26 protein-coding genes, 1 tRNA gene and 1 pseudogene are annotated in these 19,033 nt (G+C 43.8%); all 28 read left to right on the forward strand.

All coding sequences use genetic code 11. The annotated features are described in order from the left end of the window. Nucleotides 1-142: 142 nt before the first annotated feature. Nucleotides 143-553 carry a hypothetical protein gene (locus NE473_RS28825; protein ID WP_055652361.1) on the forward strand — a complete coding sequence of 137 codons (411 nt, stop codon included), beginning with the start codon at nucleotides 143-145 and terminating at the stop codon, nucleotides 551-553. Between the two features lie 78 nt (nucleotides 554-631). Continuing rightward, a complete protein-coding gene (locus tag NE473_RS28830) occupies nucleotides 632-1,012 on the forward strand; it encodes a hypothetical protein (protein WP_055652362.1) in 381 nt (126 codons plus the stop codon). A gap of 25 nt (nucleotides 1,013-1,037) precedes the next feature. After that, a complete protein-coding gene (locus tag NE473_RS28835; protein ID WP_055652363.1) occupies nucleotides 1,038-1,316 on the forward strand; it encodes a hypothetical protein in 279 nt (92 codons plus the stop codon). A gap of 191 nt (nucleotides 1,317-1,507) precedes the next feature. After that, nucleotides 1,508-2,536 carry a tyrosine-type recombinase/integrase gene (locus NE473_RS28840; protein ID WP_055652364.1) on the forward strand — a complete coding sequence of 343 codons (1,029 nt, stop codon included), beginning with the start codon at nucleotides 1,508-1,510 and terminating at the stop codon, nucleotides 2,534-2,536. Nucleotides 2,537-2,549: 13 nt separating this feature from the next. Continuing rightward, on the forward strand, nucleotides 2,550-2,807 hold the full coding sequence (locus NE473_RS28845; protein WP_055652365.1) for a hypothetical protein: 258 nt from the start codon (nucleotides 2,550-2,552) through the stop codon (nucleotides 2,805-2,807). Further along, the gene (locus NE473_RS28850) at nucleotides 2,804-2,989 is read left to right on the forward strand and encodes a hypothetical protein (RefSeq protein ID WP_055652366.1); all 186 of its coding nucleotides are present in this window, start codon (nucleotides 2,804-2,806) and stop codon (nucleotides 2,987-2,989) included. Before NE473_RS28845 ends, NE473_RS28850 begins: the two co-directional genes overlap by 4 nt. After that, nucleotides 2,989-3,405 carry a DUF722 domain-containing protein gene (locus NE473_RS28855; protein WP_055652367.1) on the forward strand — a complete coding sequence of 139 codons (417 nt, stop codon included), beginning with the start codon at nucleotides 2,989-2,991 and terminating at the stop codon, nucleotides 3,403-3,405. The genes NE473_RS28850 and NE473_RS28855 overlap by 1 nt, the downstream gene beginning before the upstream one ends. Nucleotides 3,406-3,526: 121 nt before the next feature. Continuing rightward, nucleotides 3,527-4,075 (forward strand): site-specific integrase, encoded by a 549-nt coding sequence (locus tag NE473_RS28860; protein ID WP_055652368.1) that lies wholly within the window; start codon nucleotides 3,527-3,529, stop codon nucleotides 4,073-4,075. 137 nt (nucleotides 4,076-4,212) lie between these two features. After that, a tRNA-Ile gene (locus tag NE473_RS28865) sits at nucleotides 4,213-4,284 on the forward strand. A gap of 69 nt (nucleotides 4,285-4,353) precedes the next feature. Continuing rightward, entirely contained in the window at nucleotides 4,354-4,590 is a 237-nt protein-coding gene (locus NE473_RS28870) for a hypothetical protein (protein ID WP_070102864.1), read from the forward strand. Nucleotides 4,591-4,594: 4 nt separating this feature from the next. Continuing rightward, nucleotides 4,595-4,939, forward strand: a complete 345-nt coding sequence (locus NE473_RS28875; protein ID WP_055652370.1) for a hypothetical protein — start codon at nucleotides 4,595-4,597, stop codon at nucleotides 4,937-4,939. 63 nt (nucleotides 4,940-5,002) lie between these two features. Continuing rightward, nucleotides 5,003-5,434 (forward strand): hypothetical protein, encoded by a 432-nt coding sequence (locus NE473_RS28880; protein WP_244052473.1) that lies wholly within the window; start codon nucleotides 5,003-5,005, stop codon nucleotides 5,432-5,434. Beyond that, nucleotides 5,434-7,134 carry a terminase large subunit gene (locus NE473_RS28885; RefSeq protein WP_195522119.1) on the forward strand — a complete coding sequence of 567 codons (1,701 nt, stop codon included), beginning with the start codon at nucleotides 5,434-5,436 and terminating at the stop codon, nucleotides 7,132-7,134. The genes NE473_RS28880 and NE473_RS28885 overlap by 1 nt, the downstream gene beginning before the upstream one ends. A 17-nt stretch (nucleotides 7,135-7,151) precedes the next feature. Next, nucleotides 7,152-8,393 carry a phage portal protein gene (locus tag NE473_RS28890; RefSeq protein ID WP_195522118.1) on the forward strand — a complete coding sequence of 414 codons (1,242 nt, stop codon included), beginning with the start codon at nucleotides 7,152-7,154 and terminating at the stop codon, nucleotides 8,391-8,393. After that, entirely contained in the window at nucleotides 8,377-9,075 is a 699-nt protein-coding gene (locus NE473_RS28895; protein WP_244052474.1) for a head maturation protease, ClpP-related, read from the forward strand. Before NE473_RS28890 ends, NE473_RS28895 begins: the two co-directional genes overlap by 17 nt. Further along, nucleotides 9,068-10,264 carry a phage major capsid protein gene (locus tag NE473_RS28900; RefSeq protein WP_256265488.1) on the forward strand — a complete coding sequence of 399 codons (1,197 nt, stop codon included), beginning with the start codon at nucleotides 9,068-9,070 and terminating at the stop codon, nucleotides 10,262-10,264. Before NE473_RS28895 ends, NE473_RS28900 begins: the two co-directional genes overlap by 8 nt. A 16-nt stretch (nucleotides 10,265-10,280) precedes the next feature. Next, entirely contained in the window at nucleotides 10,281-10,547 is a 267-nt protein-coding gene (locus tag NE473_RS28905) for a phage head-tail connector protein (RefSeq protein WP_055652376.1), read from the forward strand. Continuing rightward, nucleotides 10,537-10,839: a hypothetical protein gene (locus NE473_RS28910; protein WP_055652377.1), complete on the forward strand. Its 303-nt coding sequence runs from the start codon at nucleotides 10,537-10,539 to the stop codon at nucleotides 10,837-10,839. Before NE473_RS28905 ends, NE473_RS28910 begins: the two co-directional genes overlap by 11 nt. Nucleotides 10,840-10,843: 4 nt before the next feature. Further along, nucleotides 10,844-11,296 (forward strand): hypothetical protein, encoded by a 453-nt coding sequence (locus NE473_RS28915; RefSeq protein ID WP_055652378.1) that lies wholly within the window; start codon nucleotides 10,844-10,846, stop codon nucleotides 11,294-11,296. Further along, a complete protein-coding gene (locus tag NE473_RS28920) occupies nucleotides 11,293-11,625 on the forward strand; it encodes a hypothetical protein (RefSeq protein ID WP_055652379.1) in 333 nt (110 codons plus the stop codon). The genes NE473_RS28915 and NE473_RS28920 overlap by 4 nt, the downstream gene beginning before the upstream one ends. Then, entirely contained in the window at nucleotides 11,618-12,211 is a 594-nt protein-coding gene (locus tag NE473_RS28925) for a major tail protein (protein WP_055652380.1), read from the forward strand. Before NE473_RS28920 ends, NE473_RS28925 begins: the two co-directional genes overlap by 8 nt. Before the next feature lie 2 nt (nucleotides 12,212-12,213). Next, nucleotides 12,214-12,585: a hypothetical protein gene (locus tag NE473_RS28930; RefSeq protein WP_055652381.1), complete on the forward strand. Its 372-nt coding sequence runs from the start codon at nucleotides 12,214-12,216 to the stop codon at nucleotides 12,583-12,585. Nucleotides 12,586-12,801: 216 nt separating this feature from the next. After that, the gene (locus NE473_RS28935; protein ID WP_055652382.1) at nucleotides 12,802-14,508 is read left to right on the forward strand and encodes a phage tail tape measure protein; all 1,707 of its coding nucleotides are present in this window, start codon (nucleotides 12,802-12,804) and stop codon (nucleotides 14,506-14,508) included. Continuing rightward, the gene (locus NE473_RS28940; RefSeq protein ID WP_055652383.1) at nucleotides 14,508-16,247 is read left to right on the forward strand and encodes a DNRLRE domain-containing protein; all 1,740 of its coding nucleotides are present in this window, start codon (nucleotides 14,508-14,510) and stop codon (nucleotides 16,245-16,247) included. The genes NE473_RS28935 and NE473_RS28940 overlap by 1 nt, the downstream gene beginning before the upstream one ends. Continuing rightward, a complete protein-coding gene (locus NE473_RS28945) occupies nucleotides 16,240-17,343 on the forward strand; it encodes a hypothetical protein (protein WP_055652384.1) in 1,104 nt (367 codons plus the stop codon). Before NE473_RS28940 ends, NE473_RS28945 begins: the two co-directional genes overlap by 8 nt. Then, complete coding sequence (locus tag NE473_RS28950; protein WP_055652385.1) at nucleotides 17,340-17,588, forward strand: hypothetical protein; 249 nt, start codon at nucleotides 17,340-17,342, stop codon at nucleotides 17,586-17,588. Before NE473_RS28945 ends, NE473_RS28950 begins: the two co-directional genes overlap by 4 nt. Further along, nucleotides 17,589-18,530, forward strand: coding sequence for a BppU family phage baseplate upper protein (locus NE473_RS32640; protein WP_055652386.1), 942 nt, complete (start codon nucleotides 17,589-17,591; stop codon nucleotides 18,528-18,530). It begins immediately after the preceding gene. Nucleotides 18,531-18,541: 11 nt separating this feature from the next. Further along, nucleotides 18,542-19,033: pseudogene (locus NE473_RS32645) on the forward strand (hypothetical protein); the annotation flags it as partial.

The raw sequence follows: 19,033 nt of genomic DNA on the forward strand, positions 1-19,033 counted from the left end.
GCCGATAATGGCTCAGGCGCTCGTATCTGCAAATTGTCCGTATCTGAAAGTAGGCGAGAGAATGCCGAACATGAGGATAGACGATAGCAAGGAGCAGCTGCGGTTTGCTTAACAAAACGATCATTTAAAGGAGGAACGGATAATGGATAGGTTTACAATTCCGGATGAGCCGATTGAAGGCGGAATAAAGAGAACTGTAATAGATGCCAGATTGGTTAGACAGGAGGCCATGACTATATATTGGCTGCTTAAGGAGTATGAAGATGTTGGCCTTGAACCGGACGAAATACGGAAGTTGGCGGAGTATAGACGACTGGAAGACCAGAAACAGCTTGTAAAACTTCCATGCAAGGTTGGCGATATAGTTTATGGAACGTTCGCCGGGAGGGTATCCGAATGTTTTTGCATTGGCTGGAAATACACTGGTGGTGGGCTGTACATGATATGCATGGATAGAGAAAACCATCAAAACTATTCCTTCTTTGATTTTCTTTTTGGAGAGAAGTGGTTTTTAAACAGAGAAGAAGCGGAGAGAGCACTATCAAAAAAATAGAATAATGGCAGTGGCGAAAACGGCGGCAGCATAGGCCGTGCGCGAGTAGCCATGTAAGACCATTAAGAGGTGTGAAAATTGAGATATAAGAAAGTTAATGAATGGAAGGTATTTTTTGTGCTTGTTTCATGTGATCTTGATATAATGTGCCCTTTATGTGGAATTATAAACCTTGTAAATATAGCTTCTATACTGGGGACGAGCCGGTATCAAGTAAAAAAGTACATGGATTACCTTGTGAGAATCGGAGTAGCAGAAAGAGCCGTCTTCATGCCTCCATGGGAGAATGAAGTGCCACCGCCGTATCACGGCTACAGATTAACGGGCGCGGTGAAGTATAAAGGTGGCGATAATATTCCGGACGAAGTAGACACGGGAACGATGTTAACGTACCGGGCCTATTATCAAAAAAAGAAAGCCGAGAATGATGCTTTTATCGAAAGGCATTTCGGCGCCTAAATCGAGATTTTCAGAAAGGGGAAGAATGAAATTAAAAAGAGCTATATTAAGATTACAGATAGCGTATTGCAATGCTATGTTAAGGGGCTTACATGGATTACACAAAGTTATTGATAGAATATTAAAAAATAATCCTGCATACAACGAAACGCAAAGATTACAGGCAGAAAATGAGTACCTGCGTATGCGTCTGGCAGAGATACGGGATAAAGTGGACCAAATGGAGCCGCCAGAGGGATTTCCGCCAGTTTACACCCATGCGTATCACGATGCAAAAGAAGAAGTAAAGAGAATTATTGAATAAAAATAAGCCGGGATTCATTTCCCGGCAATAAAAAAAGAAAGTAAAGAACGTATGTGCGAAAAAAGAAAAACGCGGTGGACACCCGGGAAGATGCTTACCACCGCTCTATAACTGCTTGAGTATATTATAACCGGCTCAGGCAGAGAAAAGCAAGAGGAATAATTTTCCAGTCTGAGAAGGAGGATAATATCATGGCAGAACAGGTTAATTTAGACGAAGTTGTAACCAACATTATGTACGGACTTACAAATGTGATAGCAGAGCAGACGCGGCTTAATGATGCGAAAGCGGTATTATATATGGCCCTTCATAACATGCAGATATACCGGGAAGAGACCGGATTGTCTACTCAGATAGATAATACATCTGAGTGGGTGAGGCTGTTCCTGGCTTCCATGCTTGTTCGCGGCTGTACGGAAAAGACCGTAGAAACCTATAAGCAGGAATATAAGCAGTTTTTCACCGCTGTGAACAAGTCACTGAACGAGATTACCACGGGAGATATACGTGGATATCTGGCACATTGCAAACTGGTAAGGCATAATGCGGATCAGACAATTAATAATAAGACGCGTATGCTCCGCGGACTTTTTAAATGGCTTACCGAAGAAGAATACATTACAAAAAATCCGATGCTTAAGATTAAGGATAATAAGGTGGAGCATCGCGTAAAAGAAGTATTTACAGATGAGCAGATCACAATTGTGAAAGACATTGCAAAAGAGCATAGTCTCCGCGACATTGCTATAGTTGACTTCCTTCACAGGACAGGGGTGCGTATATCTGAAATGGTAGCGCTTAATCGTGAAGATATAGATATGCATGGGCGGCAATGTATTGTGTATGGAAAGGGACGGAAGGAAAGACCAGTATATTTTAACGGTGAAGCTGCGGTACATTTGAAAGAGTACCTTGAAAGCCGCACTGACGATAATCCTGCATTATTTGTAGGAAGCCGTGCACCACATAAAAGAATGACCGATGATGCAGTGCGGGTAATGCTGAAGAGTCTCAGCGAGATGGATAAGCGTCTTAATGGGATTGCAATTAATCCGCATAAGTGGCGTAGACAATTTGTTACGGAACTTCTGGAAAAAGACGTACCTCTTACTTTGGTAGCAGATTTAGTAGGACACAACAATCTTAATACAACAAAAGATAATTATGGAAATTACAGCCGTAGCAAAGCCAAAGAAGCACATAGAAAATATGTCAGTTAAGGAGAAGAAAATCATGAAAGCAAGAATGTATGATATTTACGACGGGGAAAAATTTGTTGATACGTTAAATTCCGATGAAGCTGCCAAACTTATAAATATTTCAGTTAGAAGTATTTATGCTGCGGCTTCCGGAGGCTATAAACTAAAACGGAAGTATTACATAGTACCGGTATCTGATGAATGTCAGACAAAGAGTTTCACGCAAGAATTGTGTGAGGAATGGGATAAAACTCGATTAGAAATTTTACATAAAGGAAGGGTGAACGCATGATACATAAAAATGGTGAGGGATATCCGGACCCGACGGCATACCGGGCAATAAAAGAAGCAGATCGGCCGCCAAAACCGGTAAAAGATGTGATGCATGTATTGCGTACAGTGGCGAGTCTGGCAGGATTTGAAATCGTCGGAAGGATACACCTTAAAGACAGAGAGACAGGGAGGGAATGGTAATGGGAAACAGAATACCAACAGAAGCATGGAGAATAATTGAACCAAAAGTACGTAGATATCCGCAAAATAAAGCAGAGTATGAAGAGCGTATTGATGAAATCATGAATCAGAAGGGCGGGAGCGACGGGCAGCCAAAAGGGAACAGTATAGGCAATCCGACGGAGCGCCTTGCAATTAAAATTGCCGACGATCCATGGTTGCAAAGAGTAAAGCGGGAAATTGATGCAGTGGAAAGTGTCTATAATAATATGCGGCCGGAACATCAAAAAGTAATCCGGGTGAGGTTTTGGTCCTATCGTTACCATAACATGAAATATTTTGATATGGAGCGGTGCACATCTTACCGTGAAAGGCAGATGCAGCGGATTGTAAGAGATTTTATTTATGCAGTCGGAAAAAAATTAGGTGAAATATAAAAGATGGCGTATTTTGCCTTGTCAAGTGTGATAATATGTTACCATGGATTACAAAACAAGGTGAGGGCTTCTAAATGCAGAGGCCCTTTTCTCATGCCAAAAAGGAGAAGCAGGTGAGTGAATGAATACGGTTGAGCCTATACGAGACAAGGAAACAGTCATTGATATAGCTGAATATCTAAAAAAGGATAGTGAACGCAATTATGTCATGTTCCTTTTTGGTATTTATTCTGGCCTGCGGATATCGGATATTCTTAAGTTCCGGGTGCGGGATGTTAAAGATAAAAGTGATATTGTTCTTAGGGAAAAGAAGACCGGAAAAGAAAAGCGTTTTCCGATTAACAGAGACCTTAAGAAAGCTCTGGAGCAATACATAGTTGGGAAAGACGATTACGAATTCCTTTTCAAAAATCCACATGAAAACAAACCTATCACGCGACAGCAGGCATACAACATACTGTCAGATGCGGGTAAAAAATTCGGAATCGAGAAGATAGGAACGCATACGCTGCGGAAGACATTCGGCTACCACGTATACCAGTCAACAAAAGATGCAGCTATGTTGATGGACATTTTCAATCATGCAGATATCCATATTACCCTTAGATATATCGGCGTTAATCAAGATCAGAAAGATAAGGTATACAATAAGCTATCGTATTTTCGATAGTTTCTTTTTATTTTGTCTATGAGTTGTCATAAATTGATGATGTAAAGTCGATAGTAAAAAAAACGGTGGCATTAATTAGTAGAAACAGGATCACGACACACTTTACAAAATAACAGATATGTCAAATGGAAAGAGTGCGGAACATAGCTCAGCGGGAGAGCGACGGCCTTATAAGCCGTGTGTCTTGGGTTCGATTCCCGATGTTCCGATGATCGTTCTCATAATTCAACCGGCGCATGAAACTTAGGGCGCCGGTCCTCCTGAAAGGTGATGAGCTAATGAAATTTATTATTGAAGATGATGAAGGAAAGAGAATTGAATGTCAGGAAGTAAAGACGCTTAATGTACCTGATAGTATTCTTGTATTCCAAACTATGAAACGTTTAAGGGAAAAAGACATCAATGCGTTTTGTGAAGATATGAAGAAGAGAACAGGGCACAACTGCATTTTGTTGGAAGCAGGCATAGACCTTGTAGCGCAGATCGCACCGGCAGTAGAGGACAAGGAGAGGTAACTACATGGCAAAGGAATACGCACAGGCATTCTATCACTCAAAGAAGTGGAAGGACTGCCGAAGGTCATACATAAATAATCGAATCATGATTGATGGCGGAATGTGCGAGAAGTGTCACGAGCGACTGGGATACATCGTACATCATAAGGTTAGAATAACACCTGATAACATTAACGATCCAGAGATCACATTGAACTGGGACAACTTAAGATGGGAGTGCAAGGTGTGTCACGATGAAGAGGAAGGTCATGGCCTGAATAAGAAGGCGGCGCTGTTGGTTGCCTTCGATGCATCAGGGCAGCCGATACCGCTGCCTCCCCCCTTAAATAAAGGTGTGGGTGGTTTCTAAATTCACCGTGTCCCCAGATTTATTTAATACACAGGTCGTACGTAAAGGGGGTGTGGTATAAACGTGTACACAGACAAGGAATTTGAAGCGGAAGCAAGGAAAAGAGAAGAGGAAGTTGACAGCATTGGCAACTATTTGGAGAAAGTAAAACGGATTAAGCGGGAGACAAGCAGATTAAAAAAACTCTTTGCAAGCATAGATGAGAACAAAAAGAAGCTTGTATTTACCACCATTGAGGACATTGCTTTCATGACAATTACAATGCAGGATCTCCGAGAAACGATTAACCGTGAGGGGACGACCGTGGAGTACAAGAATGGAGAGAATCAGTATGGAACCAAACAGAGCCCAGAGGCACAGTATTATTTGCAGCTTTCGCAAAGACAGACCCAGGCTATGAAAATACTGGTTGATTGTCTTCCAAAAACAGAAAAAAAAGTGGTTGTGGAAGACGACGGCTTCGATGATTTTGTAAACGGGAGGGAGGATGTTTAATGGCCGGCAGAAAGAAAGTAGTCTATCCATTAAGCTATAACCCGATCCTGGAATATTGGAACCTGATAGAATCAGGGGAAGAGGTCGTATCAAATAAAATACATGAGTGGTACAAGCACCTCGCCTGGGAAGTCAATAATCCAGGCGAGTATTTTTATAGTCCGGCAAGGGCAAACCATGTCTTGGAGTTTGCGGAGAATTACTGCAAGCTATCCAAAGGTGCCGGTGCTGGTAGTCCGGTGCGGTTGGAACTTTGGGAGAAAGCGCACCTGGCTGCAGTGTTTGGCTTTGTGAATATCAATGGTTTTCGTCAGTGCAGGGAGTCAGTGTTAATCGTCGGAAAGAAAAACGGGAAGTCCCTTCTGGCTTCCATCGTTGGCCTGTATATGCAGGTCGGAGACGGGGAACCGGGGCCGGAGGTTTACGCGGTTGCCACGAAGAGAGATCAGGCGAAGATCATCTGGACAGAATCAAAGCGAATGGTGAGGAAATCGCCGGCACTTTTGAAGCGCATTAAGCCATTGGTCGCGGAGCTGTCTTCCGAGTATTTCAATGATGGGATTTTCAAGCCGCTGGCATCTGACAGCGATACGCTGGACGGCCTTAACGTACATTGTGTTTTGATGGACGAAATCCACCAATGGAAGAACGGAAAGGCCCTTTACGATATCATGGCCGACGGCTGTTCGGCCAGAGACCAGCCGCTTGTCTATATTACCTCCACGGCCGGAGTAATCCGGGAAGATATCTACGATGCGAAGTACGAAGAGGCTGAAAAAGTTATCAATGGCCTGTTTGACAGTGTGGGGTACAAGGATCCTCATTTCTTCCCGTTTATTTATGAGTTGGACAGCCGGAAAGAATGGACGGATCCGAAATGCTGGAAGAAAGCAAATCCGGGCCTTGGAACCATAAAGAAGCAGTCAACCCTTGCGGCAAAAGTGGAGAAGGCGAAGGATAATCCAAAGCTTGTTAAGAATCTGGTTTGCAAGGAATTCAATATCCGCGAGACTTCTTCCGAGGCTTGGCTGACATTCGAACAGTTGAATAACACGGAGCTGTTCGATCTCGAAGCGCTGAAACCGCGTTATGGCATCGGGGGAACCGACCTTTCTAGCACCACGGACTTGACGAACGCCACCGTAATATTCATGGTACCGGGAGATGACAGAATCTATGTGCTGCAAATGTATTGGCTTCCGGAAGATCTGTTAGAGCAGCGCGTAAGAGAGGATAAGATATCTTATGACTTATGGGCTGAACAGGGATTGTTGAGATTAAGTCCAGGAAATAAGGTACATTACAAATACGTCAAAGAGTGGTTCGAAGAAGTGCAGAACGAACTTGACATCTACCTGTTTAAGTGTGGGTACGACTCGTGGTCAGCATCGTATTTTGTGGAGGATATGAAAAACACCTTCGGACTCACGACGATGGAACCCGTTATTCAGGGCAAGAAAACGCTGAGCAGTCCGATGAAGTCCCTTGGAGCTGACTTGGCAAAAAAGAGAGTGGTTTATAACAATAATCCGATTCTGAAATGGTGTCTGACAAATACCTCGGTTGATGTTGATAAAAACGACAATATTCAGCCATGCAAAGGGAATCAGGGTACGCGACGAATTGACGGTATGGCCGGTCTACTGGACGCATATGTCACACTGGAAAACCATCTGGAAGAATATCTGAGCATAATCTGACGGAAAGGAGGAGAAGAATGCGAATAATAAACTTTTTTCAAAATATCGGGAAAAGCACTGTTTACAAAATGATCACCGAGCAGGGAAACGGCTTTTTTGCGTGGAATGGAAAACTATATGAATCCGATATTGTCAGATCATGCATACGGCCATATGCGAAGGCGGTCGGGAAGCTGATAGCAAAGCATGTCAGAAATGACGGGAAATCCTTTTCGGTGAATCCTGAACCGTACATACGCTTTCTACTGGAGGAACCGAACCCATATATGTGCGGCCAGGTGATGCAAGAGAAGGTGGCGACACAGCTTGCACTAAACAACAACGCCTTTATTCTGATCGTACGGGATCCTAATGGAATACCGGAACAGCTGTACCCGATTCCAGCCGCCGGTGTGGAAGCAAAGTATGAAAATCAGGAACTATACCTTAAGTTCTACTACCTGAACGGGAAAACGTCCATGTTCCCATACAGTGAAGTGATTCATCTACGGAATGATTTCAACGATAATGACTTGTTTGGAGATTCCCCCAAAGAAGCCCTGGAACAGCTTATGGACATCGTATCAACTACGGATCAGGGAATCATAAAAGCAATCAAAAACAGCGGTGTGATCCGATGGCTGTTAAAATTTAACTCGTCTATGCGGCCGGAGGATCTAAAAAGTTCTGTTCAGGAATTTGTGGACAACTATTTAAGCATTTCCAGTTCTACGTTTGGCGCTGCCGGAGTCGATTCCAAAGCGACAGCGGAGCGGATCGAGCCAAAGGATTACGTCCCCAATGCTTTGCAGATGGATAATACCAAAAAGAGGATCTATGCGTTTTTCAATACGAATGAAAAAATCGTCCATGCAAATTACACGGAAGATGAATGGAACAGCTATTTTGAATTGGTGATTGAACCGCTCGCCGGGCAGATGTCAGGAGAGTACACAAGGAAATTATTCAGTCGGAGGGAACGAGGCTGCGGAAACAAAATCTATTTCGATGCAGGAAACCTACATTGTGCTAGCCTGTCAACAAAACTGGCTTTACAGGCCATGGTAGACAGAGGAGCCCTAACACCGAACGAATGGAGAGAAACGCTGAACTTAAGTCCGGTGCCTGATGGAGATAAGCCACTGCGAAGACTTGACACACAGACAGTCAACCAGATCAAGGGCCTCATGGCCCAAATGAATCTGGATAACGTAAATGAAACGAGGGCCGGAATCACGGCGCTATTAGAAGGGGGGGAGAAGAGTGGCAAAGCGAATTGATGTGAAGGGGCAGATCATTGAATCTGGGAATGAATGGGTATATGACTGGCTTGGGTTAGAGAGCACATCTCCAAAGAAAATTATCAAGGCTTTGCAAGAGGCCGGAGGCGAAGACGTTGAAATCTATATCAATTCCCCTGGCGGAAGTGTATTCGCAGGGTCAGAAATCTACACAGAACTGAGGAATTATTCCGGAAGGAAAGTGATTAAGATTACCGGAATCGCCGCAAGCGCCGCGTCAGTGATTGCGCAGGCCGGAGAGTGCGAGATCAGTCCAACCGGAATGTTCATGATCCACAATGTCAAGACATCTGCTTCGGGAGACTACCGGGACATGACCAATACCGGAGACGCCTTGCGGGCAGCGAATCAGTCCATTATGAATGCGTACATAGACAAGACTGGAATGGATACAGCATCATTACAGGACTTGATGGACCGCGAAACTTATTTGTCGGCACAGCAGGCCGTAGAACACGGATTTGTCGATAGAATTATGTTTTCCGACAGCGCCATCCCGATGCAAAACGCATTTGGAGGAATTCCGCCGGAGACAATCGAAAAATTAAGAAATATGATTAAAGATCCGGGACAGAACCCCCCGGATTTTTTAATACACAAAGCACAGGCCGAGTTACGGCTGAAATTGTTAAATCTGAAAGGAGACAGAGGTAATGAATAGAAAAGAATATGAGGAAAAAAGACAGGCACTTATCAACGAAGCGGAGACGTTTATCAACGAGGGAAAGTTGGAGGAGGCTAATAAGAAAATGGAGGCCGTGACGGAGCTGGATAAGAACTTTGAAGCAGCAGCCAAGGCGGAAGCGAACTTAAGGGCACTGTCTACGCCGCCGCTTCCGTTATCCGGAGTTGGTGACGGGGCTTCTTTTGGAAGAGGAGACGACGAAAACGCAGAAGATATGTACGATTCCGTGGAGTATCGTAAAGCGTTCATGAATTACGTCTTGAAAGGGACGGCAATTCCTGAGAAATTCAGGAATGTATCTGCGACAACAAAGACCACGGATGTAGGATCCGTGATTTCTCCGACCATAGTCAACCGGATTGTGGAAAAAATGGAATCAATGGGAATGATTCTGCCGCTTGTCACTAAGACGTCTTATGCGGCTGGAGCCACAGTTCCCACGTCCAGTGTTAAGCCGGAGGCAACATGGGTAGCAGAAGGCGGTACCAGTGATAAGCAGAAGAAGGCAACCGGGCAGATTGACATTAAAGGATACAAATTGAGATGTGCTATTTCCATGACACTGGAAACATCTGTGATGTCTTTACAGATTTTTGAAACTGTGTTTGTTAACAGTGTGTCAGAGGCAATGGTAAAGGCTCAGGAAAAGGCGTTTATCTTCGGAACCGGGTCAGGGCAGCCAAAAGGTGTATTAACAGAAACGGCGGAATCCGGTTGTAATATTGATATTGCGGCGAATTCCGATCCGACTTACCAGACTCTCGTAGAAGCGGAAGCGGCGCTTCCACTAGCATATGAGAACGGCGCAGTATGGAATATGACTAAGAAGACATTTATGAAATTTGTAGGCATGGTGGATACAAATAAACAGCCAATTGCCAGAGTAAATTATGGAATTGACGGAAAGCCGGAGAGAACGCTCCTCGGACGCCGGGTAGTCTTAAACGATTATATGACAAGCCTTGGGGCAACGATTAATAAAGATACCGTAGTAGCTTTCCTGTTCGATTGGTCTGATTATATGTTCAACACCAACTACAATATGGTGGTTAAGAGTTATGAGGATAATGATACCGAGGATCAGATTACAAAAGCAGTTATGATCTGCGACGGAAAAGTAATTGACAAAAATTCCCTTGTGACTGTGACCAAGAAGAATGTATAAAAAGAGGTTATGTAATATGATAGAGCAAATAAAACTTTCTATGCGAATATCACATGACAAACTGGATAATGATATCGACGCAAATATAAACGCCTGCCTGTGTGACCTGTCACGGGTGGGCGTTGCTACTGCCGGGAAAGAAAACGATCCCCTTATTGTTAAGTCAGCGGAGTTCTATTGCAAATGGCAGTATAACTATGATGGCAGCGCCGATCGTTACGAACGGGCTTATGTAGCGCTGAGGGATTCCCTGAGTCTGTGTGGTGATTACAATGCGAAATGATATCTGTGTGCTGATTACACCGGTTCCGGAAGGTATAGAAATAACTCCCCATGAAACAGAAGTGTTCTGCGAAATCAAAAGCGTTGTTCGAAGTGAATTTTTCGCGGCATATGGTGTTGGTCTTACGCCAAAACTGACAATCAATATTAATCCGGATGATTACAAAGTGTGTATCAAGACAATTGGTAATCAGAAATACCGGCCATCACAGATCAGATATGACGGAGAGTTATTTACCATTATCAGGGCATTTCAAAAAAATATTGGAGAGATGGAGATAACCGTGAGGTGATGAGATGGACGTAAAATTTGATTATGAGCAGGGAATATTTGAGATCGACCAGATGCTTGCACAGATGCCGAAAGGACTCGAAAGCCAGGAACGCCCGCTGCTCCGGAAACTCGGTACTATCGTCAAAGGAAAAATAAAAAAGTATCTCCACAGCAGTGATATTGAAGCGCGCTCAAAAGAAATACCTCCCTCCAACTATGACGGCAGTCGGCCGTATGAACATGCCAGGGATGATGTAACCGCAGATGTACGGAAAGATAAAAATGGGATGCTGTATGCGAGTATCCGTGGAGGAAAAATGACCGGATATAAGTGGAATAAGATAAATGACGGCCATTTTGCCCGTGACGGCCATACCTGGGTGCCGGGGAATCAATTTATGGATAAGGCTATGAGAGACGCACAGGGCGAGGTAGAAAAGGCGATTGATGATATGGTAAAGAAGGTGACGGAATGACGGTGAAAGAAATCATCGAAACGGAATTAAATATTCCTGTTCTTAACGAACCAGCACCGTTGATGTCTGCCTGTGCCACCTGTATAGATTATTATACCGCTTCGGGGTTGAACGGAGATGGTGCCGGTCAGGAATGGGTAAGTAGTTATGAGGTTGATTTGTGGTATCGAGAAAGAATGGCACTTGAAGAGGCGGTGAAAAAACTCCTGAAGGCAATCGTCCTTCCGGAATTCTCTATACCATTAGTGGAAAAAAGCTGTGATCCGGCTGCGAAACTTTGGCGGGCGATTATAAAATTCGAGAAAATGGAAGGTGATATTTTTGACTAGCAAAAGTGGAAAATCAAACAGAATCAACGTAAAAAATCTGAAATACTGTCTGCTGACGACAGACGATAGCACTGGTACAACGTATGGAGAAGTTAAAGGCTTTGGAAAAGCCATGCAGATCCAGCTTACTCCCAGTGTGTCTAAAGGGGAATTGTATGGAGAAGGAGTAAAAGAGGAGGATATTTCTATCCTTAATGGCATTGCGGTTGTGGTTGATGTAAATAAAGTATTTGCAGAAGTAAGGGCTGAAATATGCGGGAATACATTTAAAGACGGCGTTGTTGTAGAAGTTGCCGGTAATGAGCCGCCGTACATTGCACTTGGGTATGAGGTAGAACAGACTGGAGGAAAAAGTGAGTTTGTATGGCTTTTAAAAGGACAAGCACAACCGATCAATTCCACAAACAAACAGTCTGAAGGTAATATTACTTTTTCAACGGACAGTGTTACTATAAACTTTATTCCACGAGAAAGTGATAAATGGTTGCGTTTTTTTGGTGATGCGGCTAATCCGGATTTTACAGATGCTCAGGCAGCTAAATGGTTTACAACGGGACCCAGTACATACCCGGCGAAGGGAGCATAAGAATGAAAAAAATTGCAGTAGCACCGGCTAATGAGGTTGAGATCGTATTTAACGACCGGTCTTTCATTGCTACATTTAACATGAGGGCAGTCTGCTATATGCAGGAAGAACTTATAAAACTTAATCAGAGCGTTACTGAAATCCCGATAGAAGAATTTGGAGCAATTGTATTATACTCTGGAATTAAAGTGAACCATACAGATTACACCATAGAGGAAGCTAAAGCCCTAGCGATGTCAATACGTCCTGCTGATTTAAACGAAATTATAACAGATTATCTTGATTCGTCCGGTTCTATGGATAAGGAAATGGAGGATGCAATTACAAAAAAAGTGATAGCTCAGATGTTGGTTGGGCTGGCAAAATCCAGTTAAACCAGCTGCTTTTCGATTTTGATTTTATCTTTTATTTATATTGTGTAAAGATGAAAATGTCTGAGCTTGGTTTTTGGAAAAGCAGCCTGGTAAAAATAATAAAACTGATAGACATCTATAATGATGAAAAGAACATGGAAATAGACGATGAATACGAGACAAAATATTTTAAGGCACCCACAATCACATCGATGAAAGAATTGGAGGGATTCGGAAGTGGCGAGTCAATATAAGCGTTCTATTGTTCTGGGGCTGGATTACTCCGAATTCAGTGGAGGAATTGCAGAATGTAATAGGAAGATGGGACTGTTGGAAGCAGAATTTAAGCTCGCAAAAGAACAGGCGAAAAATTATGGTACGGAAACTGACCAACTAACAATAAAAAAAGAAGTGTTGTCGCAGAAAATAAAGCTTCAGAGTAAAATTGTAGACGAGAATCGGAAGGCATACGATAAGGCAATGACAAGCGGAAATGCAACCGAAAAACAGGTTGATGCCCTAGACAAAAAACTACTGAACGCACGTACGACTCTGGAAAAACTGAACGGGGAATACGGTCAGGCCTGCAAGGAGCTGGATGAGTATTCGAAACAGCAGTACGAAGCAGGAAAAAAGACGGAAGAATCGGAGGAAAAGCAACGCTCTTTTGGGGATACGATTCGGGACATAGCCGATACGCTGGGAGTAGAAGTAAATCCAATGGTTGAAGCATTCGCATCTAAATTTGACGGCGTGGATGAAAAAGTCGGGTTGGCAGTAATTGCGCTCGGTACCCTTGCAACCAAATTGATTGACTGTTCAAAGTCGGCTGCTGAATATTCCGATAATATTCTTACCCTTTCCAGTGTTACAGGTCTGTCAACAGATACTTTACAGGAACTGGATTATGCTGCCGAACTTCTGGACGTCTCCACGGATCAAATTAGTTCATCCATGTCCAAAATGGTGAGGAGTATGGCGGATGCGAGAGACGGCAACAAAGATCTTCAGAAAGAATTTGCTAGACTCGGTGTCAGATATAAAGAACATAACGGAGAGCTCAGAAGTGCAGAAGCTGTTTTTTATGATACGATAGATGCACTTGGAAAAATGACAAATGAGACAGAGCGTGATTCTATGGCTATGGATTTATTCGGACGCTCAGCAAAAGAATTAAATCCGTTAATAGAAGCTGGAAGTAAACGATTTAAGGAACTGGGAAAGGAAGCCCATACTGTCGGATACGTCATGAGTACAGAAAACTTACAGAAGTTCGGTGAGCTGGATGATGCTATGCGGCGGATGGATAATACCAGCAAGAACCTGAAGAATAATTTCGGGCTTGCTCTCGCTCCGATTCTTACCGATCTGTTTGAAGTAATCGCAAAGGTGCCAATTCCTGTGATTCAGGGATTGGTCGGGCTTGTAGGTGCAGCGAGTGGGTTTGTACTGGTATATAAGGGGATCAAGAGTGTTACAGATGCAGGAAAGGGCGTTGTGAAAATGTTTAAAGGCATGGATATTCAGACATTAAAGACCACGGCGATTATCGTCGGAGTTGTAGCCGCCCTAATTGCACTTGCTACAGTCATTGCAGTAATTATTGGCAAAGGAAATGATTTGCAAAATGCAATGAATAGTGTGGGAAACAGCGTGAGCGCAGTGACCAGCACTGTGAATACAGCGCAACAAGTACCTCACTATGCTTTAGGAACCGACTATTCGATGAATGGTGATGCTTGGGTGGGTGAACACGGGCCGGAACTGGTGCGTCTTCCGCGAGGATCTCGTGTTGTGCCGAGCAATGTTGCTAAGAACGGAGCTGGAACAGTCAACGTATTTTACTGTACTATTGATGCCAGCAATGTTGATGATTTTAACAAAGTTGTAAAGTTGGCCCAGCAGGAAAACCAGGCGTATCGGACGGGAAGGAGTAAGATATAATGGCGGAACAGACAATTCTTTGTACTGGAGATACATTTATTAGTCGTTATTCCGGAAACGATAATAACTATAATCACACAGAACTTGCAATGTGGAGAGAGATCAATTCATCAAGTTTCATGGGGATTTTTCTCCAGTTTAATATACCTAGATTTGACAACAAAGAGATTGTGTCGGCGGTTGTAAGGTTACACAATAAAGTAAAAGTCAAAAACAGTATAATAGGCTGTGGACAATATAATATCCCTGACATCTCTAATCTTACAGGTAATTTGTTTTACAACAAGTATCTGGATAGTGATGTCGCATGGTCCCCTACAGAATATGAAACCAAAGCCACGGTGGAGGATAACAACGAATGGATTGAATGGGATGTAACCAGTATCGTAAAAAATAATGTCGGAAAGAATAACGTGGTTCTGGCAGTATACAGCATTGATGATAAGGTGGTACCAAGCTTATCATGGAAGTTTACAAGCAAGGAGGGCGGAAAGTCCCCATATATCAATGTAGTATACAACAACGCAGTTCCGAGTCTTCCAACGATTCTATATCCTAACGGTGATGTAATTGAGAAAAGCGGAAGTATTACGTTTCAGTGGAAATACAATTCGCTCTACGATACAGGGCAGGCGAAGTTTGAATTTGGTTGGCGAAAACAGGGAGAGTCTTCCTGGACCACAGTCACACAGAATACTTCAGAGCAGTCCTATACGATGGAAACGGCTGCAATATCTATCGGAATTGTAGAATGGAGAGTACAGACCTATAACGCCATTAATGCGGCTTCCGGGTATGCATACGGCACATTTGAACTCACCGGGAGGCCGGCCAGTCCAATTATAACGGGAATGAAGAATGATTCCATTACAGAAATAACCTGGAAATGCAACGAATCAGAAAATGCAGTCTATATTTTGCAGATCATAAAGGACGGAAAAATCATTCATGACAGCGGCGAACGGGCCGGAGGACTGTCTGATTCCTATGTGCCTGATATGATGCTGGAAAACGGCCAGTACGTTGTGAAAATGAGGATTGGAAGCGCATATGGTATCTGGTCAGATGAGAGTGCTCAGGTATTTACCATATCTGCCGCTGCGCCGGCCCGACCGTCCATAGCGGTATCCGCACTCGATGCAGGTGTGAAGATAACTACGGATTCGACAGCTGGTACAAAATTTGTGTATCGTTCGGAAGAAGGCGGAGCGTACAGCCCGATAGGCAAGTTTGCAGGAAACGAATACGAGGATTACACGGTGAAATCTGGAAAGCTGTACCGTTATATCATCAGAGCGTACGCAGGTGGCTACTCAGACAGTAATGCAGCAGATATGACCATTAAATATAAAGGTGCGCGTCTGGCTGAGGTTGGGAACCTTGCAGAGAGTATCCGGATTATAAAATCTACCAGTGACTGGCATATCGAAATACAACAGAAGAAGAGCAATGAAGCGGAATTGGTCAGCTACGAAGGCCGTACGTATAAGGTGAAAGAATCCGGTATTCATAAAGAATCAACGATAAGTACCTCTTTCTACCTTCCGAATAAGGAGGCAGAATCGCTGGAACGGATCCATGGCCTGAATGGAATCTATCTGTTCCGTAACTCGGAAACCTGTATCTGCTGCGAGATTACAGATTTTAGCTTTAAAAATGATCTTTTTGACAGAGGGAAGACTTTCGATTTGTCGTTAAGCCGCATCAATTACGATCTGGGGGTGAGGTTCGGTGACTAATCTGGCACAGGGAGGATATACCCACGAAGAAGTTTTAAAACGGCTGGAAGGTGACAGAATGATCGATTTTCGTTTCGAACTGCTGGACAGAAACGAACGGAAACTGAAAGACCTTGATAATGTATCTGGAAGTATCCGGTTTGACAGCTCCCAGGAGATCATGGGTACTGGAAGTTTTATCGTGGAGGAAACCGCAGGGGTGGATTTTAAGGAGACTGATCTTAGAATCCGCCCCGTTTTTATGCTGCTGACAGAGCATGGCTGGCTGAAATATCCACTCGGAATCTATATCATGAGCAGCCCGGAGCGTCAGACACAGAACTGTGGAATATATCAGAATATTGACTGTTATGATTACAGTACAATTCTGCGTGAGGACAAGATCCGGGAACGGCTTTTTATCGCTTCCGGATCAAACTACGTCAGGGAAGTAAGAAACCTCATCAATGGGGCCGGGATTAAAAAAATAAATATTGAGACTTCGGTATTAATGGCCCGCGAAAATATTGAGTTTGAGATCGGTACAAGCAAACTGGAAGTTATTAACGCACTGCTGACAGCGATCAACTATGAGCCGCTGCATTTTAATGGCAACGGGTATGCTGTTAGCCGCCGATATGTGGAGCCAGTAAACCGCAGAACGGAACACTCATACCGTACGGATGACAAAAGCCTTATTAAGGCAGGAGCGAAGCAGAGCCTTGATATGTACAATGTCCCGAATATATTTGTCCGATATACAGACGATCCGGATGGGGAGGAATTGAGAAGCGAATATGTGAACGACAGTGCGGGAAGTAAAATATCAACAGTAAACCGTGGAAGGAATGTTGTTGATATCGAAAGCGTTGATGATATCGCGGATCAGGAAACCCTTGATGCACTTGTCAGAAGAATTGCGATAGAAAAGAGTCAGACTTATGATACCATTACGATTCCTACAGGTCTGATGCCACACCATGAGTACCGCGACTGTATCTTTGTGAATGAAACAACTCTTGGTGTTGGAAATAAGTATATTGAATATGCGTGGGAGATGGAATTGAGCGTTGGGGGAACTATGACCCATACATTAAAACGGGTGGTGAAATTATGATCTATGATAATCCGGGTGAACGTCTCCAGGACATAAAAGATTATGTCGTAGGTGAGAGAAAAACTTATCGAATGGCAACTGTGATGAGTATATCTAACGGGCGTCCATATGTCCGCTTTTATGGGGAGGGAACGGCCAGCCAGAAGCCGTATAAATATATTTCCAGTTATGCGCCATCCATAGGAGATAAAGTTTTGTTGATAAGAGCAGGGGCGTCGTATGTAATCATGGGAAAGGTGGTATAGATGGTAAACTATGATATTGAGTTAAACACGAAATACAGTGATCCGATTGATACCGGTATCTGTCTCACGCAGGGAGACTATGGACAGACTCAGTTCACGCTCCGGGTAAAAAATGACGGTGCATATGTGACTGATGCAGTCAGTGCAACCATTAATATCAGACTGGAGAACCGTATTCCGGTTGTGGGAAATCTGATAAAATCCGGGAATGGCTATGTATATAGGCTTCTTGGGAATGAGCTGTCTATACCTGGTAAGGCAGTAGCCGACGTAAAGTTTAAATACAGCGACGGGCGGTCTTCCTCCTGCCGTTTCCTGTACTACGTCATGGAAGATACGATCAATGAAAATAGCCTGGATGCGGGTGGATATATCGGAAAACTGGATCAATTGGAAGCAGATGCAGAGGGCCTTATTACTCAATTGGTTCAATATGAAAATATATATCCACGGACCGTTAAGGCTACAGAAGATGCTGAAAAATCCGCTCATGATGCCAATATTTCAGCATCCAATGCCAATAGAGCAGCAGCCAATGCTGAATCTATTAGAAATGATTTAGTTAGCCGGTTACAGTCTGGAGAATTCAAAGGAGAAAAAGGAGATCCTGGACCACAAGGATTGCAAGGAGCCACAGGGCCAAGGGGGCTACAGGGGGTAAAAGGAGAGACTGGAGAAGCTGGAGTACAAGGCCCTAAAGGAGATGTAGGACCACAGGGGCCGCAGGGAATACAGGGGCCGAAGGGAGAACCGGGGCAGAATGGCGCGCAAGGAAAATCTGGAGTTAATATACCGGCACTGAGCCGTTTATACATCTATACTGATGATGAGGATAACAGTGCTATACACTGTGTGTATGATGATGCTTTTTATGACAGCCCTCCATTTTCATACGATAATGAAAATGGGGCTATTAAATGGAGTTATGACAATGGAAAATAGGAGGTAACTATATGGCAATGGTTGATGTGATTATTGGTTATGCAAAAGGTGCAAAGGGCGATATAGGACCGCAAGGGCCGGCAGGTGCACAAGGACCAAAAGGGGATACTGGACCGACTGGACCACAAGGCCCTAAAGGTAATGTAGGACCGGCTGGACCGCAAGGAATACAGGGAAATACAGGTGCGACGGGGCCGCAAGGTCCAAAAGGAGACACTGGTAATGTAGGACCGGCTGGACCGCAAGGCCCAAAAGGTGAAAAAGGAGACACAGGACCACTGCCTCCATTAACAAACAATTTCATGGCAACAGTAGCAGGGCAGAGCGCGCTTGATGCCGTTGCAGGAAAGACTTTGAAGGAACAGCTTGATAAACAAAATAGTGATTTAGCCAGCATAACTGGATTAATTGTCAAAGATATTACATTAAACCCTGGTTATGCCATCTATGGAACATGGGCCACCCGGATCATAAAAGATAAATCTTCAGGGATATGTGTTATC

It is taken from the genome of Hungatella sp. SL.1.14, from assembly GCF_024460495.1.
Lineage (GTDB): Bacteria > Bacillota > Clostridia > Lachnospirales > Lachnospiraceae > Hungatella > Hungatella hathewayi.

What these genes read in the sequence shown, in the direction of transcription:
- NE473_RS28825 (WP_055652361.1), top strand. Translation starts at nt 143, where the DNA reads ATGGATAGGTTTACAATTCCGGATGAGCCGATTGAAGGCGGAATAAAG.
- NE473_RS28835 (WP_055652363.1), top strand. Translation starts at nt 1,038, where the DNA reads ATGAAATTAAAAAGAGCTATATTAAGATTACAGATAGCGTATTGCAAT.
- NE473_RS28840 (WP_055652364.1), top strand. Translation starts at nt 1,508, where the DNA reads ATGGCAGAACAGGTTAATTTAGACGAAGTTGTAACCAACATTATGTAC.
- NE473_RS28845 (WP_055652365.1), top strand. Translation starts at nt 2,550, where the DNA reads ATGAAAGCAAGAATGTATGATATTTACGACGGGGAAAAATTTGTTGAT.
- NE473_RS28850 (WP_055652366.1), top strand. Translation starts at nt 2,804, where the DNA reads ATGATACATAAAAATGGTGAGGGATATCCGGACCCGACGGCATACCGG.
- NE473_RS28855 (WP_055652367.1), top strand. Translation starts at nt 2,989, where the DNA reads ATGGGAAACAGAATACCAACAGAAGCATGGAGAATAATTGAACCAAAA.
- NE473_RS28860 (WP_055652368.1), top strand. Translation starts at nt 3,527, where the DNA reads ATGAATACGGTTGAGCCTATACGAGACAAGGAAACAGTCATTGATATA.
- NE473_RS28870 (WP_070102864.1), top strand. Translation starts at nt 4,354, where the DNA reads ATGAAATTTATTATTGAAGATGATGAAGGAAAGAGAATTGAATGTCAG.
- NE473_RS28875 (WP_055652370.1), top strand. Translation starts at nt 4,595, where the DNA reads ATGGCAAAGGAATACGCACAGGCATTCTATCACTCAAAGAAGTGGAAG.
- NE473_RS28885 (WP_195522119.1), top strand. Translation starts at nt 5,434, where the DNA reads ATGGCCGGCAGAAAGAAAGTAGTCTATCCATTAAGCTATAACCCGATC.
- NE473_RS28890 (WP_195522118.1), top strand. Translation starts at nt 7,152, where the DNA reads ATGCGAATAATAAACTTTTTTCAAAATATCGGGAAAAGCACTGTTTAC.
- NE473_RS28900 (WP_256265488.1), top strand. Translation starts at nt 9,068, where the DNA reads ATGAATAGAAAAGAATATGAGGAAAAAAGACAGGCACTTATCAACGAA.
- NE473_RS28905 (WP_055652376.1), top strand. Translation starts at nt 10,281, where the DNA reads ATGATAGAGCAAATAAAACTTTCTATGCGAATATCACATGACAAACTG.
- NE473_RS28910 (WP_055652377.1), top strand. Translation starts at nt 10,537, where the DNA reads ATGCGAAATGATATCTGTGTGCTGATTACACCGGTTCCGGAAGGTATA.
- NE473_RS28915 (WP_055652378.1), top strand. Translation starts at nt 10,844, where the DNA reads ATGGACGTAAAATTTGATTATGAGCAGGGAATATTTGAGATCGACCAG.
- NE473_RS28920 (WP_055652379.1), top strand. Translation starts at nt 11,293, where the DNA reads ATGACGGTGAAAGAAATCATCGAAACGGAATTAAATATTCCTGTTCTT.
- NE473_RS28930 (WP_055652381.1), top strand. Translation starts at nt 12,214, where the DNA reads ATGAAAAAAATTGCAGTAGCACCGGCTAATGAGGTTGAGATCGTATTT.
- NE473_RS28940 (WP_055652383.1), top strand. Translation starts at nt 14,508, where the DNA reads ATGGCGGAACAGACAATTCTTTGTACTGGAGATACATTTATTAGTCGT.
- NE473_RS28950 (WP_055652385.1), top strand. Translation starts at nt 17,340, where the DNA reads ATGATCTATGATAATCCGGGTGAACGTCTCCAGGACATAAAAGATTAT.
- NE473_RS32640 (WP_055652386.1), top strand. Translation starts at nt 17,589, where the DNA reads ATGGTAAACTATGATATTGAGTTAAACACGAAATACAGTGATCCGATT.